Below are 15,924 nucleotides of genomic sequence, written 5' to 3'. Positions count from 1 at the left end.
TTATTCCTTTGTTTTATTTCTTAAGCTTGTTCCTAGGCTTTATTCCTTGGCTTTATTCCTTGGCTTTATTCCTTGGCTTTATTCCTTGGCTTTTTTCTTGGCTTTTTTCCTTAGCTTTTCTCCTGTTCCGCTCTTCGATAGGCTTCCCTATAGAAATAATCCTGAGAATCCAATCGTTCCTCCGGCATAGGATCCGGATCATGATATAGACCGTCGGAAAGAAGCCATTTTCCTTTTTCCGTATCTTGGAAGCCTAAGTCAAAGATTTTCCGAACCCGATTCTTATTCTCAGGATCCCAGATGGGCACAGCCACCTCCACCCTTCGAAGGGTGTTTCTGGTCATGCAGTCCGCACTGGCAATGTAAAGCTCCTCTTCCTCTCCCTGTCCAAAGCGATAAATCCGGGAGTGCTCCAGATACCGGCCAACGATGCTTCGAACGGAGATGTTCTCCGTCTTTCCCGGAATTCCGGGGATGAGACAGCAAATGCCTCGTACCAGAAGCTGAATCACTACACCGCTTTTGGACGCGTCAATCAAGGCATCAATAATATCCTTATCCGTAAGGGCATTTAACTTGAAACCGATATAGCCGCCTCTGCCCTCTTCGCATTTTTTCTTTTCTCCCTGGATTTTTTCCAGGATACGATTTTGTAGACCGTGGGGAGCCACCCAAAGAGCCTCCGTAGATTCCACAGTTTCTCCCAAAAGAAGGGTACGGAAAACCTCTGCCGCATCCTTTCCGATGCTTTGATTTGCGGTCATTAGACAAAGATCCGTATACAAAGTAGCGGTTTTTTCATTGTAATTACCGGTTCCGATCTGGGTAATGTAGTGGATTCCCTGTTCCGTCTGTTTCGCGATTAAGCAAAGCTTGGAATGTACCTTATAATTGGGCAGACCGTAGATTACCTGACAGCCTGCATCCTCCAAGCGATGGGACATTTCGATGTTGTTGGCTTCGTCAAATCTTGCCCGAAGCTCCACCAAAACCAGGACTTCCTTTCCATTTTCCGCGGCTTCACAAAGGATATCCACGATCTGGCTATGACTGGCTACCCGGTACAGGGTAATTTTAATGGAAACCACGGAAGGATCTCTGGCTGCGTCCTGCAACAAGCCTAAAAATCCCTTCATGCTTTCGTAGGGGTAGGACAGCATCAAATCCCGACGTTCTACCTGAGAAAGGACGGACTCGCCTTTTTGAATGTAGGCAGAGCTTCTGGGGCTGTACTTCGGGTAGAAGAGCTCCGTCTTCTCTCGAAAGCTGTTCTGTAAGGTAAAGAGGAAGGACAAATCCAAGGGTGTTCCGCAGTGCAGGATGTGCTTATGGGAAATGCCAAGATGCTCCGCTATCTTTTTCTTCACGGACTTATGCAGCTCTCTGGTAAATTCCAGTCGCACCGGATTTAAACGGTTTCGCTTCTTTAAAAGCTGCTCCATCATGCCTCGATAATCCAGATCCTCATCGTAGACATCCGTAGCATCAATATCCGCATTTCGGGTAATCCGAAGGATGGACTTTTCCTTAATCTGATAACCGGGATAAAGCTTGGACACAAAGTGTAGAATCAACTCCTCGGACAGCATGTGGTATCCCTTTCTTCCGGGAATCTCGATGAGTCGTTTGAAAACCGGGTTCCAGCAGGGCACAATTCCCAGCTTCTTTTTTCCGTTCTTGCTTTCCAGACGTACCACCGCATAAAGCTCCCGGTTCTGTAAGAAGGGGAAGGGCTGTGTCTTTCCCACAATCATGGGAGAAAGGTAGGGACGAATGGCCTGATCAAAGTAAATTTCCAGCTGACTTTGCTCCGCCTTGGACAGTCTTTGGAAGTTAATGATGTGGATGCCCACCGGCTCCAGCTCTCCCATGACCTGCTCATAAATTTCTTTCCGCTTTTGCTCCAGGCGTTGAACCTCTTCTAAAATCAAATCCACCTGTTCTTCACTAGTAAGATCCGTTTTATTGTCCCGGGTAGTTTTCTTAGAGCGCATTTGCTGCATCAAGGTACCCACACGTACCATAAAAAACTCATCCAGATTGGTCTGGTAAATGGAAATAAAGGGCAGACGATCCAGGAGGGGCACTCGCGGATTTCCTGCCTCATCTAAAACGCGCTCATTAAATAAAAGCCAAGATAGTTCCCGGTTTTGATACGCTTCTCTTCCTTCCTTCATTTTCCATCCCTCTTTTCTCTCTATATCGGCAGGAAAGAATTTCCCCTTATCCGGATCCTGCCTGTCCATGTGGCTGTCTCTTTCGTTATGCAGTAAGGTCTGCTTCGTTTCTTTCCTATTCCTTAAAGATAATAAATCTTCCCTCCCCCTCTGTACAGAGGGAAGAGGGAAGAAATTTTGTTTTCTACGAAAATGAAAGCTTCTGAAATGGCGATTTTTCCGCTCTGTCCAAGACATAGCTTAAGCCTTTTCGTTCTTTGCCAAAATCGGCATGATAATTCCTAAAACAGAAAGCACCACCGGGGTGATGATATTTAAAGCCATGGTGAAAGGATCATCGGAGTGCATTCCCATCAAACAGCAGATTGCGGTAAGGGCAAAGCACCATACACCGAAGCCCAGAGCCACTGTATTATTCTTTACAAAGTAATACTCTCTTGGGAACTTGTCTCCGGCCTTTCTTAAAGCAATGTAAGCCACGAATACCCAAAGGTAACGAAGAGGCATACATACGGAGTTTAACTTAGTCAGCTGCTTCAATACCGCTGCCGCTCCCGGAACAAAGGACTGTGCCAGGATGATGGAGCCGGAAAGTACAGCTACCATGACAATACCGTTTACATAGCTTCCTTCCTTGTTCTGCTTTAAGAGCTTCTTGGGGAAGAAAGGACGAGTCTCTTCATTGTCCAAAAGCATACGAAGAGGAGCATCAATACTGATAATCAAAACCGCAAACTGTCCGATTACGTTACAAAGCGCATAAATTACCAGTAAAGTGTCACCTACATGATAGTACTGGCCAAGCTTCTGGAATGCCCAGTAGGATCCGTTTGCCGCATAGGAGTCAAACGCTTCCTTGCTCTCATTGATTAATGCAGGGTCAAACATCATACCCATAGCGATGGTTCCCAGCATAGCACATACCACAACCATGATAGCCAGAGCAATCATTCCCTTGGGGAAGCCCTTACTGGGGTTCTCTACCTTATTTACATAAGGAGAAATCTTCTCACATCCGCCTACCGCAAATACCAGGATGGAAAGAGAGGTAAAATACTCCAAACGGAAATTTGGGATAAGGTTCTTTAAGCTGAAATCCAAAGAAACATAGTCTCCCTTAGGATTGATAGCCGGGGCCGCAAACATCATGACAATGTAGAGCAGGGACATAATAAACATACTGGAGCCCGCCAAGGTAGCCATCTTCTTCAAGGGGTTTAAGCCCTTGCTGGCTACATAGCAGAAGATAATGAGCAAAGCAAAGGTAATCAACTGAATCATGAGCGTGGGGAGCTTATCATAAAGCTCTGCGCTACGGAAGATTACCCAGGACAATGCCTTCAGTCCGCCGCTTGGCTTACTGGCAATATAGGTGATGTGACAAGCCCAATAGGTCCAACCTGCATAGTAAGCAAGCTTTGTGCCTAAGGTTTCTCTAATCCAGGAGCTTACACCGCCTCCCGCATGCTTGAAGGCAGAGCCCAGCTCTCCTACCATTAACGCATAGGGGACAAAATAAAGGGCAAACATGAAAATCCAGCTGAAAATAACCTGAATTCCGTTGAACCATACGAAGCCGTTGGTTACGTTTCCAAATCCCCATACTGTGGAAAAGGCCATAAACGCCAGCATTTTCCAACTAATTTTTTTCTGATCCATACTTTTTCCTCTTCAATTCTAATTGCTGAAATCGTGTCACGAAGCTTCCGTAACACAGGTTGAGCGATTTTTTCCTCCGGTCCTGTTCTCCATTTTCAGTTCCAAAGAAAAATCTTTTTACGAAAAGAGAATTTCGTAATTTCCGTCACCCCGTCCCAAAACGGAGGAGGAGAAAAACAGCTTAGCTACTTCCACCATGTATCCGGTGTCCTTCACCCCTGCAGTTTCGTAGGGGGAGTGCATAGCCAGCTGGGCCAAACCGATGTCCACCGTATTCAGGGCTACCTGACTGTTGGAAATGTTTCCAAGGGTAGAGCCTCCCAACATATCGGACCTGTTGGTGAAAATCTGGAAAGGAACCTTTGCCTTTTCGCAGAACTGCTTGAAAATGGCGCCGGAAATTCCATCCGTGGTGTACTTCTGGTTGGCACTGTACTTAATGACAATTCCCTTATTGATATAAGGACGGTTTGTGGGATCCGCCTTATCCGGCTGGTTGGGATGTACCGCATGGGCATTGTCTGCAGAAAGCAGGAAGCTGTTCTGCAAAGCCTGCAAATACTCGTCTTCGGTCTTTCCGAAGGCACGAATAATTCGCATTAACACATCCTTTAGGAAGGTGGAAGCTGCGCCCTGCTTGGTACCGCTGCCTACCTCTTCATTGTCATAGACACAATGAACCGCCACGCTATGCTTTGGCTTTGCTGCAAGGATTCCCTGTAAGGAGGAAAATCCGCACTGCAAATCATCCAGTCTTCCGCTACAAAGGTACTCTTCCTTTGCCCCTAAGATGCTGGCCTTTTCCCTGTTGTAAAGGAAGAGGTCCGTATCCAGGATATCCTCCGGCTTAACTCCCAGTTCCTTTCCGATAAATTCCAGAAAGGCTCCCTTCTCCTGGAAGGAGGAAAATAAAGGCAGCATATCCTTTTGTGCATTGAAGGCATAGCCGTCGTTGACTTCACGATTCATGTGAATAGCAAGGTTCGGAATAATCATTAAGTCTCTGTCCACATTTAAGAGCTTAGTCTCTACTCCGCCCTTTGTCTTGCAAATGACTCTTCCCGCCAAAGACAGCGGTCTGTCCAGCCAGGGGGAGCAAATCATTCCGCCATACTTCTCCACATTCAGCTTCAGATACTCCTTGTCAATCCCGATTTCCGCATTGGCCTTGATTTTGAAAACCGGAGAGTCACTGTGGCTGGCCATCATCTGGAAGCCTTTGAAGTCCCCCTTGGGAAGGACAAAGGCAATTAAAGCAGATCCATTCCTTGTCACATAGTACTTTTCTCCTGCCTTCAGTTTCCAGGCCTCTCCCTCATAGAGAGCTTTAAAACCGCCCTTTTCCAAAGCCTGCTTCATATTTTCCACAGCAAAAAAGGCATTGGGACTTTGGTCCAAAAAGTCCATTAATTTACGGTTTATGCTTTGTTCTTCTTTGTCTATCGGCATATAGACTCCTTTCTAATCTTGCAAGAACCGGTGGTCACTGAAATACATCGTGACACCCGAATGGCATTATACCGTAAAAGCCCGGACAATGAAATACTGTCCGGGCTTTTCTTTTATGCTATTTATGCAAAACTATTTGTTTAATGCTGTTTCTATTTATTCAAAACTATCTGTTCTGAGAAATAGCTTCCAAGCAATTTGACAAAGGAGATATTATAGTGCAGCTTCTACAGCCTTTCTTACCTCTGCCATATCTGCGGTGGGCTCAAAGCGGGCAAGTACATTTCCCTTTCTGTCCACCAGGAACTTGGTAAAGTTCCACTTAATCTCCGGATTCTTCTCATAGTCCGGATCAATCTTGGGAAGCATATCCCGAAGAAGATCCGCCATCTTTCCTTCTCCGAAGCCCTTAAAGCCCTGCTGCTCCTTTAAGAAACGGTAAAGAGGAATCTGGGTTTCTCCATTTACATCCACCTTCTTCATCTGAGGGAACTGGGTATTGTAGTTTAAAGTACAGAACTCATGAATTTCCTCATCCGTTCCGGGAGTCTGTCCGGCAAACTGATTGCAAGGAATATCCAGAATCTCCAGTCCCTTGTCGTGGAATGCCTCGTACATCTCCTCCAGCTCTTTGTACTGAGGAGTAAATCCGCAGCCTGTTGCAGTGTTGACTACCAATACAACCTTTCCTTCGAAATCCTTTAAGTCCTTCTCTCCGCCCTTGGTGTCCGCTACCTTGTAATCATAAAATCCCATAAAAAACTCCTTCCTAATACTATACTAACGTTCTATTTGAATTCCCTTCCGTCTTTGGCTTTTTGAAAGATTTTTGGCAATTCAATTTTTTACAATCTTTATTGTAGTGAGGGCAAACTTTCCTGTCAAGGAAAAGAATCTAAAAATTCAAGAAAGTCTAAAAATCCTCTATGCCTATACTTTTTCTCCAAATGTTGCAATCGCAACAAACTTTATTTTTTCTCTTTGCTATACTTTGCTCAGATTCAAAAATTGTAAGTCAGAGTTTACAGGAGGATAAAATAATGGCACAGATTACTAGTGATATGTTGGTAGGACAGATTGTAAATGAGTATCCTATGTTAATTGATACTTTACTGGAGGCAGGAATGCATTGTCTTGGTTGCCCCAGCTCCCAGATGGAGTCCCTGGAGGATGCTTGCATGGTTCACGGATTAAACCCGGATGCTCTTGTTTTGGCATTGAACAGTAAGTTAGGAGAGGTAGAGGCGTAATGAGTGCATTTTTAGGGCCGATTCATTATTGGTTATATAATAAGATTCAGCTACAGGAAGAGCTGATTAAGGATATTGTAGCTTACGGCGAAAAAGAGCAATGGAAGGCTTTTGCCGATGGAAGCTTGGCAGAAAAGACGGTAAATAAGGAGTTGCGTCCTTTAAATGAATTGATTGACGTAATGAACATTCACGGATGGTTGCAGGAAAGAGTGCAGGATGCGGAAGCTCGCTATGCTCTTTTGGTTACAACTGTTCTGGCAGAGGACAGTTCCCGCCTTTCTTCCTTAGAGGATATCGCCTTTCAGTTTGGGCAGAAGCACGCTTTGGAGGCTGACTCCGATGCCAGCGACGCTTACAGAAAGATTGACGATTCTCTTTTAAACGGTATGCCCTGTGACAGAGTAAATGTCTTAACAGAGCAGGATGTGGATAGAACCTCCTGGCAGCAGGAAGAGGATATTCATGCCCCCTTCTGGGAGGCCGTTTCCGGAGATCCTAAGGTTTACTATCAGTTGAGGAGAAAAATTATGGAAGGTATGTTAAAGGATACCAAGCTCCATATGGATTCTTCTGATGAGAACCATTACAGCATTTACAGATAAAGGGAAATACTGCCGGTTCAGATTAAAGGCTGGCGTAATGCCATAGCACCGGCGATACTATATTTTTATAGGAATCTTTTATTGAGGGGTCAGCACTTTGAAGAAACCCTTCTCCTATTGCTATTGCAAAAATTTCAGAAAATACGAAAAGAGGAAGTTTATGAATCAAAGTGTAATTCTTATGGAAGAAGACCATGCCAACATCAATAGAGCTTTAGGCGTTATCCGTAACATTTGTCTGCAGCTGATGCAGGGAGGGGAAGTTCCCGATGAGGATTTCCGGGAAATTATCCAGTTTGTTCGGGAATATGCGGATAAGCATCACCACGGTAAGGAAGAGAAATTTCTTTTCCCTGTGATGGTCAAGAAGTTGGGACCTGTTGGGGACAAGCTGGTAACCAATGGTATGCTGGTGGAGCATGACTTAGGAAGAGCGGATGTGCTGTCTTTAGAAACTGCTCTGAACGAGTATAAGAAGAATCCCCGTTTGGAGTTAAAGCTGGATATCCTATCTTATGCTATGGCTTATGCCCACTTGTTACAACTCCATATCGAGAAGGAAAACAGTGTGGTATATCCCTTTGCCGAAAGAGGCTTAAGCGAAGAAGACTTCAAGGAAATTAACGAGAAGAGTCAGGCCTTTGAGGATGAGCAAACTGCCAAAGGTGTGCAGAAGCACTACTTGGATATTTTGGAGAAGCTGGAGAAGAAGTATCCGACATCTATATAGAGTCAGAACCATGAAGAACACAAGAGATCGTAATTAGAACCTTTTGTGTTCTTTTTTATTGTGTTTTATTGTTAAACGAACTATACTAAAGAAAATCTTATCTAAAAGGAGGTATAGGCATATGGCACAAGCTACTTTTAGCGTTCGTATGGATGAATCCTTAAAAAAACAATTTGATGGTTTATGTCAAGAATTCGGTATGAATTCCTCTACCGCTATTAATGTATTTGCAAGGGCAGTGGTAAGACAACGTAAAATCCCCTTTGAAATCTCTTCTCCCGAAACTACCATTAGCAGAGAAGGTGCAATGCAAGCATTTGCCGCTTTACGGGCTGAGGCTAAAGCAAATGGTGTTTCTGATATGAGTACGGATGATATTAATAAAGAAATCGAACTCGCCAGGAGGGAGGCGAAGGCATGATTTGCTATGTTGTGGTGGATACAAATGTACTGGTTTCAGCCTTACTGTCAAAAAAGGATGACGCTGCAACGGTTCAAGTACTCAGCAAAGTTATTAGTGGTGAAAGAGAGGATGTGGTAGGCAGCTATAAGAGTCTGATGGAAAAAGTTATGAGATAACAGAAAGGAGGCCGCAGTTATGGCCCAACATTTATCCGTAAGAGTGCCCTGGAAAGACAACGGGTATTCCGGTCTGGTATGCAATAAGCCATGTTATAACAATGCCTGTCTGCGATTGAGCAATATCGCAGACAGCCGTAATGATGAACTTGAGGACTCCCTTCGCGGTTGTCCCATACTCGGTCATGAAGCAGATATTCCATGCCTGTCAGAGGGCGGCTGTTTCATGTCCGCTGACACATATAAAAAGACTACGATTCATCCATATAAAAAAGGGAACAGCGGGTCTCACGGTCATTTTCTCGAAACCGACCTGATTTATCCGCCGTACTCTCTCCCTGCAAGACCGTTCTCGTGGACCATGCTGAAGAAAAACGAAAACGACTGTGAGCGTACCATCTTTGATTTGGCTCAAAAACATGGCATTGATTATCGTGAGGAACGGGAGCCTAATTTGGGCTTTTCAACCAACTGGGTGCAGGATGCGACCAACCAGCGTGAAATCTTCCGCGTGTTTTATGAGGATGTGAAGCTAAAGGAATCCCTTGTGATTCCTTATGCCAAGCAGGTTCCGTTTATCGATGATGCCAAGCGTGTGGTCATGGGAATCGGTTATATCACATCAATCACCGAACCGCCGGAACACAATCATACCGACGCAGGAGAATTACGCTCTATTCTGTGGGAAACAATGCTCGGTCACTCGATTCGTGATGACCGGAGCAACGGTTTTCTTCTACCGTACCGCGAAATGATGGAATACGCAGAGAAACACCCGGAATTTGATATGCGCAGCATTGCCGTTTTTGCAGAGGATGACTACTTTGAGGAATTCTCCTACGCAACGGAGCGACTTTCCTACGATGCTGTAATCAGCGTCCTCCTGCAAACCATAAAGGCACTTGAGATTATTAAGGAGTGCATTCCGGGCAACTGGAGCCAGTGCATTGCATGGACAAAGGCAAGGCTATCAGAGGTATGGCGTGACCGTGGTCCATTCCCTGGACTTGGCTCCATGCTGTCTGCTGTAGGTTTCCGCTGTGGAGAAATCATGGCGAAGGAACTGAAAAAGCATATCCAGAAACCGGCGCAATATGAGTCCGTACTGAATGCGGCGCTTGCTGCACCGAAGGACTATTTCACGCCTGCTGTTCTAAGAAGCCTTGGTAGAACTGAGCCGGAAACCTATAAAGCACTGCCAAAAGAACGCCGCACTCTCTTTTGGCTAATGGCTCGTATGTCTTTGAATCAAGAGCAGGCATACAACATTTTCAACACAGAAAAAAGAGTCAAATTTGGTATCCGCTGTACGGATGCGGAGATTATCCAAAATCCGTACATCCTATATGAGCAGACTCGCAGATGCACGGCTGAATGCTATATCCCGGTTAAAAAGGTAGATATGGCGGTATTTCCACCGGATGAAATCAATACCGTCAGTCCTGTACCAGCCCCAACCGCTCTGGACTCTGAAAATGATAAGCGACGTATTCGGGCATATCTTGTGAGCCAGCTGGAGTTGCAGGCTTTGTGGGGCCATACGGTTTACCCGGTGGCAAATCTGATCAGCGAAATAAACGCTCTCCCAATTTATCCTGCCTGCCGGGTTACGGGAGACATCATCAACAGCATCCACGACTTTCTTCTTGATGAAGTGGAATTGGTAAAATGCAAGAATGGTGATAAGGCATATCAGCTGAAACGCATCTTTGAATTTGATGAAATCATCCGAGATTCGGTAAACAAGCGGCTGAATGGCAAACGTCATGAAATCAAGGAAGACTGGCGTGCTATTATAGACGGAGCGTTCAAAGGGCAGGTAGAAACCGCATTCGAGGAACACGCCAGAACAGAAAAGGCAGCCATTCTAAAGGAACTTGCCGAATCAAGGCTGTCGGTTTTAATCGGTGGTGCGGGAACCGGCAAGACAACGCTCCTTGCCTTACTCTGCAAGTCACCACAGATTCGAGACGGCGGAGTTCTTCTGCTTGCGCCTACAGGTAAGGCGCGTGTACGCATGAGCCAGGCCATGAAACAGCAAGGCGTGGACAGTACAGCAAAAACGGTCGCACAATTCTTAAGCGAAAGCAGCCGATTCAATGGATACACTATGGAATGCCGCCTCTCTGATGTTGAGGCAAAGAATGTGCCATTTACCGTTATCATTGATGAAAGCTCTATGTTGACCGAGGAAATGTTTGGAGCATTACTCCAGGCTCTTCGTAAAAGAGCACAGCGTATAATCTTCGTAGGAGACCCAAATCAGCTGCCGCCGATTGGTGCAGGTAGACCGTTTGTCGATTTGGTTCGCAAGCTGAATCAGGGCATCAATCAGTTCCCAAAGGTCGTACCCGGGTTTGGTCAGCTTACCGTCACCATGCGTCAGCTTTCTGATGACGGAAATCCGCGAGGTGATACAGAACTATCCAAGTGGTACACGGGTGATTCCGAGCAACTGGATGATAGTATTTTCATCCGGCTGCAAAGCGGTTCTCTGGACAAGCACGTATCCTTTAAGTCGTGGAGTACCCCAGAAGAATTGGAACAGCGTATTTTCGAGACGGTATATGAAGAAACCGAGATGAACAGCGTTGATGATATTGAAGGCTTTAACCTGTCCATAGGCGGACATATCAACAGCGGATGGATGAATTTTGCGGGTGCAGATGAATACATCAAAAAAATCGAAAGCTGGCAGATTCTGTCCGCCTATAGAAATGATGCGGCAATCGGCACTGCTACCATTAACCGTTATCTGCATGAAAAGTACCGTTCACAGCAAACACAAAAATTGCAGCATTGCTCCATTCGTGGCACAAGACATATGCTCGGCACAGACGGCATTGTTTACGGCGACAAGATTATCAATATCCGAAACCAGAAAATCAAAGGTTACGATATAAAGAACCGCACAAAAATAGACGGCTATGTGGCAAACGGTGAAGTTGGTATTGTCGAGCGTATCTGGGAGAAGTCGAAGAATTCAACTGTAAAGTACAACACACATCAGATTGTGTTCTCTTCTCAGCCGGAGATGAATTATAACTGGCACTCCGTTGTATCTGATGAAGGCACCTCCGATTTGGAACTCGCCTACGCTCTTACTGTACACAAAGCGCAGGGCAGCGAATTCGTCAAGGCAATCCTTGTCTTAGGCGAGCCGGGCGGACTGCTTTCCAAGGAGCTGCTCTACACGGCAATTACCCGTCAAAAGGACAAACTGATTATTCTCTACAATGATGGAGCATACCGTTTGAGGGACTACTCCTCTGTTGCGTGTTCTGAGGTTGCAAAGCGCTTTACCTGCCTGTTTGAAGCACCGGATATTGTGGAATACAAGAAAGCGTACTATGAGCAGGCTCTTATCCACAGAACACTGAAGGGCGACCTTGTCCGCTCCAAGTCGGAGGTTATCATTGCCAATATGCTATATGAGGCAGGCATTGAATACGAGTACGAAAAAGAACTCGACCTTGGTGAGGACGGCATCCGCATTCCGGATTTCACAATTGATGATGCAGAAAGCGGAACCTGCTTCTATTGGGAACATTGTGGAATGCTGGGCGATGCATCGTATAATAAGCACTGGCAGGAGAAGAAAGCACTCTACGAAAAACACAACATCGTGGAAGGCGAGAATCTAATCGTGTCGGAAGATTCTCTCAATGGTGGCATCGACTCTGCTGCAATTAAAGCACTGATTGATAAATACCTGCGATAAGCAGAGATACCTTTTAAGCATTTGCTCTGCTTGGATGCATAGTTGCACCCAGGCAGATGAGCATTAAACCCCATAAAAAAAATGATGGCTTTCGGACTGCCTTTTGGCACCGAGAGCCGTTATTTTATGCAGTTTTGCCGCCGTTTCTGTATCAAATTGTATCAATCTTAGGTTATATTCGTCAGTAAAATGACGGATATTCGTAAAACCATTTCTTCGGACGTAATCTTCCAAGTATTGCTTTTGCTTGGTTATTGAATTTGACTCACCATTAAGGTCATCATCTCTTGATAAACCCTCATAGAGTGCTGTAATCTTTGAAGTCCTTAACATTCTCTTATCCTCCTTTCCTTATGTAATCTGTTTTGGTATTAAAAGTATTACTCCCCCTACCAATATGAGAATTGTCTTATCCGTATTTAGAAAAATTTCACTACCTATTCTGCCCTATCTGTGATAGACTGAATGCGTAAGTGTATAGGGTATTTTTATATATCGACAGCATGTGAACTGCTCTTGGCGATACAGAAATAAGGAACTGTGAAAGAGACTTTTCTCCTTCTACAGTTCCTTTTGTTTTGCCTTTTTTCTTTGTCCTATAGCTCTATAACTCTATTTTTCGAATAGATCCGATTATAAAAATATTAGCTTCTAAAGCACTTCAGTAAATTGTCTTGCTTCTACTGTTTCAAAATAAAGGTATTCCGGTCAAAATCGATAATTCCTTCATCCTTCAATTGGGAAAGCTCTCTGGTCATGGCAGATCGGTTGGTACATAAGAACTGTGCCATATCCGTACGGCTTAGTCCCAACTCAATATACTTGGATTTTTGTTTCTGCGCCTGTAAGGAAAGGTAGGCCAATATCTTCTCTCTAAGGCTACTTCGAGAAGTCACCTCAATCTTTTCCATCAACTGAATATTTTTCTTCCCAATCAAATCAAACAGATTTTCAATCAGGCGGAAGTGGAAGGCACAACGGTTTTTACAGACATGAATAGCCTTTTGGAAGGAAATGAACAGCACCTCAGCCTTACTGGCCGCTACAAAGCTGACATACTCTCCCGCGGCGGTATTATTGCCGAAGGTCTCTCCAAAGATTTCTCCCTCATTCATATAGGTAAGAAGGGTTTCATTTCCCCACACATCTGTCTTCAACATATGGATACTGCCTTGTAAGACTACTCCTACATGTTGCTCATTCTTTTCCTCCAAATGAACAATCTCCCCTTTCTTATAGGAGCGAACATAGCTTTTCATGCAGTACAGAAGGGCATTCAGGTTCTCCGTCTCCACCCCATTGAAAATTTCCAAATCTCTGTAGCGAAGGAGTTCATCCCCCTTTAAATGTTTCTTCTTTTCCTGTTCCCTGCTGTGCACGGAGGTAAAGGAGACTTCTCCCCTTTGCAATGCTTCTCTTTCCTTCCCACTAAGCACGGAAAAGTCCTTATCTCCTATCCCTTGATGCGTTCTTTTTTCCTCGCAATCCGGGCAGGTACAGCCCTCTCCATGATCTTCCTCGGAGCAGCCGCAAGAATGCCCATGGGAGTCGAACCCATATCCGCAAGTGCTTTCCTCAGTGCCTCCCGAGCAAGCGCAAGAATGCTCATGATAGCCTTCTCCATATTGACAGCTCTCCTCAGTACTATTCTTTTTTTCCTTTATTTCCTGACCCATTTTTCTTCTCTCCTGTTTTTTCATTTATTTTCTTAAATTTTATCTATAATACTCTCTTTCAGATAGTTTGCACTAGCGAAAATAAAACAAAGCCCTATTCCATTTCATGTTCCCTTATTCGTGATTCTTCTCTATTGGACTCCGATTTTCCATTCATCCTCTATGCATTTTCCCCTATAGCTTATATAAAAAATACTTAAATTTTTAAATATTGTATTTTATATATACAGAGTTTATCAGCGTTTTGTTGCCTCTGCAACACTTTTTTCTCATTTCCTAGGTATGATAGCAAAGTAATGAGTCTAGAATTTTTCTTCAGGAGGAAAAAAATGGAAAATAAGATGTTTTGTTATCAGTGTCAGGAAACCGCAAACTGTTCCGGCTGTACTGTATCCGGTGTTTGCGGAAAGAAGCCGGAAGTAGCTGCTATGCAGGATCTTTTGGTTTATGCCACCAAGGGATTATCCGCTGTGGCTCAGCAGTTAAGAGCTGAGGGAAAGGAAGTTTCTCAGGAATTAAACCACAGAGTAACTATGAACCTTTTCATCACTATTACCAATGCAAACTTTGATAATGATGCTATCGTGGAAAATATCAAGGAAACCTTCGCTATGAGAGATGCTGTAAGAGCTACTCTTTCCGATAGCTCCAAGCTTCCTAAGGCAGCAACTGTAGAAGTGGCAGAAAAGGATTATCCTGTTTTTGCACAGAGCATCGGTGTTTTAGCTACTGAAAATGAAGATATCCGCTCTTTAAGAGAGTTAATCACTTACGGATTAAAGGGTCTTGCCGCTTATTCCAAGCATGCAAACGCTCTTTTAAAGGATGATGCCAATGTAGATGCTTTCATCCAGAAGGCTCTTGCCGCTACTTTAGACGACAGCCTTTCCGTAGACGATTTGGTAGCCCTTACCTTGGAGACCGGTAAGGCCGGCGTAGAGGGTATGGCTCTTCTTGACGGAGCAAATACTTCCGCTTACGGAAATCCTGAAATCACTACCGTAAATATCGGTGTTCGTAACAATCCCGGAATTCTGGTTTCCGGACATGACCTTAAGGATCTGGAAATGCTCCTTGACCAGACAGAAGGCACCGGCGTAGATGTTTACACCCACTCTGAGATGCTTCCTGCCCACTACTATCCATTCTTTAAGAAGTATAAGCACTTCGCAGGAAACTACGGAAATGCTTGGTGGAAGCAGAAGGAAGAGTTCGAGCCATTTAACGGACCAATCCTCATGACCACAAACTGTATCGTTCCTCCAAAGGACAGCTATAAGGACAGACTTTGGACTACCGGTGCTGCAGGTTATCCCGGATGCAAGCACATCGGAGGAAAGTACGGCGAAATCAAGGACTTCTCTGCCATCATTGAACAGGCTAAGTCCTGCCCCGCTCCAACAGAAATCGAGACCGGAACCATCGTAGGCGGATTTGCTCATGAGCAGGTATTTGCCCTTGCGGATAAGGTAGTAGAGGCTGTAAAGTCCGGCGCTATCAAGAAGTTCGTGGTTATGGCAGGTTGTGACGGAAGACAGAAGAAGAGAGATTACTACACAGAGTTTGCCAAGGCACTTCCAAAGGATGCTGTAATCTTAACCGCAGGATGTGCAAAGTATAAGTACAACAAGCTGGATCTTGGCGATATTGGTGGAATTCCAAGAGTTTTGGATGCCGGACAGTGTAACGACTCCTACTCCTTAGCCTTAATCGCTCTGAAGCTTAAGGAAGTATTCGGCTTAGACGACGTAAACAAGTTACCATTGGCTTACAACATTGCTTGGTACGAGCAGAAGGCTGTTATCGTTCTTCTTGCCCTTCTCTACTTAGGAGTAAAGAACATTCACCTTGGACCAACTCTTCCCGCCTTCCTTTCTCCCAATGTAGCAAAGGTTCTTGTAGAGAACTTCGGTATTGCCGGAATCGGAACCGTAGAAGATGACATGAAGATTTTCTTCCCGGAAACAGCATAAACGAGATGTCGTATGCCTTGCCGGCGATAGCCTTTAAGAATATAGAAGCTAGCGTATACACCACTCGCGATAGGTATTAAGAATAAACAAAGTAACATTTGCTTT

The 15,924-nt window shown here is 44.7% G+C and carries 12 protein-coding genes and 1 pseudogene; 7 read left to right on the top strand and 6 right to left on the bottom strand.

Features of this window, described 5'->3' with window-relative positions:
- Window positions 1-110: 110 nt before the first annotated feature.
- The 4 genes from ppk1 to HNQ46_RS09005 form a co-directional block, all read right to left on the bottom strand.
- Window positions 111-2,177 (bottom strand): polyphosphate kinase 1, encoded by a 2,067-nt coding sequence (gene ppk1 / locus HNQ46_RS09020; protein WP_183684428.1) that lies wholly within the window; start codon window positions 2,175-2,177, stop codon window positions 111-113.
- Between the two features lie 240 nt (window positions 2,178-2,417).
- Window positions 2,418-3,836 carry an APC family permease gene (locus HNQ46_RS09015; RefSeq protein WP_183684398.1) on the bottom strand — a complete coding sequence of 473 codons (1,419 nt, stop codon included), beginning with the start codon at window positions 3,834-3,836 and terminating at the stop codon, window positions 2,418-2,420.
- Window positions 3,837-3,953: 117 nt separating this feature from the next.
- Entirely contained in the window at window positions 3,954-5,285 is a 1,332-nt protein-coding gene (locus HNQ46_RS09010) for a M18 family aminopeptidase (protein WP_183684397.1), read from the bottom strand.
- A gap of 213 nt (window positions 5,286-5,498) precedes the next feature.
- The gene (locus HNQ46_RS09005) at window positions 5,499-6,041 is read right to left on the bottom strand and encodes a glutathione peroxidase (RefSeq protein WP_183684396.1); all 543 of its coding nucleotides are present in this window, start codon (window positions 6,039-6,041) and stop codon (window positions 5,499-5,501) included.
- Between the two features lie 284 nt (window positions 6,042-6,325).
- Between HNQ46_RS09005 and HNQ46_RS09000 the strand changes: the two genes are divergently transcribed.
- The 6 genes from HNQ46_RS09000 (at window position 6,326) to HNQ46_RS08975 (ending at window position 12,170) form a co-directional block, all read left to right on the top strand.
- Window positions 6,326-6,535, top strand: coding sequence for a DUF1858 domain-containing protein (locus tag HNQ46_RS09000; RefSeq protein ID WP_183684395.1), 210 nt, complete (start codon window positions 6,326-6,328; stop codon window positions 6,533-6,535).
- Window positions 6,535-7,140 (top strand): hypothetical protein, encoded by a 606-nt coding sequence (locus HNQ46_RS08995; protein ID WP_183684394.1) that lies wholly within the window; start codon window positions 6,535-6,537, stop codon window positions 7,138-7,140. Before HNQ46_RS09000 ends, HNQ46_RS08995 begins: the two co-directional genes overlap by 1 nt.
- 160 nt (window positions 7,141-7,300) lie before the next feature.
- Complete coding sequence (locus HNQ46_RS08990) at window positions 7,301-7,870, top strand: hemerythrin domain-containing protein (RefSeq protein WP_183684393.1); 570 nt, start codon at window positions 7,301-7,303, stop codon at window positions 7,868-7,870.
- Between the two features lie 121 nt (window positions 7,871-7,991).
- Entirely contained in the window at window positions 7,992-8,291 is a 300-nt protein-coding gene (locus HNQ46_RS08985) for a type II toxin-antitoxin system RelB/DinJ family antitoxin (RefSeq protein ID WP_183684392.1), read from the top strand.
- Complete coding sequence (locus HNQ46_RS08980) at window positions 8,288-8,449, top strand: PIN domain-containing protein (RefSeq protein ID WP_207720016.1); 162 nt, start codon at window positions 8,288-8,290, stop codon at window positions 8,447-8,449. The genes HNQ46_RS08985 and HNQ46_RS08980 overlap by 4 nt, the downstream gene beginning before the upstream one ends.
- A gap of 19 nt (window positions 8,450-8,468) precedes the next feature.
- Window positions 8,469-12,170, top strand: coding sequence for an ATP-dependent DNA helicase (locus HNQ46_RS08975; RefSeq protein ID WP_183684391.1), 3,702 nt, complete (start codon window positions 8,469-8,471; stop codon window positions 12,168-12,170).
- Between the two features lie 177 nt (window positions 12,171-12,347).
- Here HNQ46_RS08975 and HNQ46_RS12300 read toward each other — a convergent pair.
- Window positions 12,348-12,503 (bottom strand): annotated as a pseudogene (locus HNQ46_RS12300) (recombinase family protein); the annotation flags it as partial.
- A gap of 347 nt (window positions 12,504-12,850) precedes the next feature.
- Entirely contained in the window at window positions 12,851-13,846 is a 996-nt protein-coding gene (locus HNQ46_RS08965; protein ID WP_243155895.1) for a Crp/Fnr family transcriptional regulator, read from the bottom strand.
- 329 nt (window positions 13,847-14,175) lie between these two features.
- Here HNQ46_RS08965 and hcp point away from each other — a divergent pair, with 329 nt between their 5' ends.
- Window positions 14,176-15,819 carry a hydroxylamine reductase gene (gene hcp / locus HNQ46_RS08960; RefSeq protein WP_040649579.1) on the top strand — a complete coding sequence of 548 codons (1,644 nt, stop codon included), beginning with the start codon at window positions 14,176-14,178 and terminating at the stop codon, window positions 15,817-15,819.
- Window positions 15,820-15,924 lie beyond the last annotated feature (105 nt).

It is taken from the genome of Oribacterium sinus (assembly GCF_014202695.1).
Classification (GTDB): domain Bacteria; phylum Bacillota; class Clostridia; order Lachnospirales; family Lachnospiraceae; genus Oribacterium; species Oribacterium sinus.
Note: the sequence above shows the minus strand (reverse complement) of the source record. Positions and strands in the feature narration are given on the sequence as shown.

What these genes read in the sequence shown, in the direction of transcription:
- ppk1 (WP_183684428.1), bottom strand. Translation starts at nt 2,177, where the DNA reads ATGAAGGAAGGAAGAGAAGCGTATCAAAACCGGGAACTATCTTGGCTT.
- HNQ46_RS09015 (WP_183684398.1), bottom strand. Translation starts at nt 3,836, where the DNA reads ATGGATCAGAAAAAAATTAGTTGGAAAATGCTGGCGTTTATGGCCTTT.
- HNQ46_RS09010 (WP_183684397.1), bottom strand. Translation starts at nt 5,285, where the DNA reads ATGCCGATAGACAAAGAAGAACAAAGCATAAACCGTAAATTAATGGAC.
- HNQ46_RS09005 (WP_183684396.1), bottom strand. Translation starts at nt 6,041, where the DNA reads ATGGGATTTTATGATTACAAGGTAGCGGACACCAAGGGCGGAGAGAAG.
- HNQ46_RS09000 (WP_183684395.1), top strand. Translation starts at nt 6,326, where the DNA reads ATGGCACAGATTACTAGTGATATGTTGGTAGGACAGATTGTAAATGAG.
- HNQ46_RS08995 (WP_183684394.1), top strand. Translation starts at nt 6,535, where the DNA reads ATGAGTGCATTTTTAGGGCCGATTCATTATTGGTTATATAATAAGATT.
- HNQ46_RS08990 (WP_183684393.1), top strand. Translation starts at nt 7,301, where the DNA reads ATGAATCAAAGTGTAATTCTTATGGAAGAAGACCATGCCAACATCAAT.
- HNQ46_RS08985 (WP_183684392.1), top strand. Translation starts at nt 7,992, where the DNA reads ATGGCACAAGCTACTTTTAGCGTTCGTATGGATGAATCCTTAAAAAAA.
- HNQ46_RS08980 (WP_207720016.1), top strand. Translation starts at nt 8,288, where the DNA reads ATGATTTGCTATGTTGTGGTGGATACAAATGTACTGGTTTCAGCCTTA.
- HNQ46_RS08975 (WP_183684391.1), top strand. Translation starts at nt 8,469, where the DNA reads ATGGCCCAACATTTATCCGTAAGAGTGCCCTGGAAAGACAACGGGTAT.
- HNQ46_RS08965 (WP_243155895.1), bottom strand. Translation starts at nt 13,846, where the DNA reads ATGGGTCAGGAAATAAAGGAAAAAAAGAATAGTACTGAGGAGAGCTGT.
- hcp (WP_040649579.1), top strand. Translation starts at nt 14,176, where the DNA reads ATGGAAAATAAGATGTTTTGTTATCAGTGTCAGGAAACCGCAAACTGT.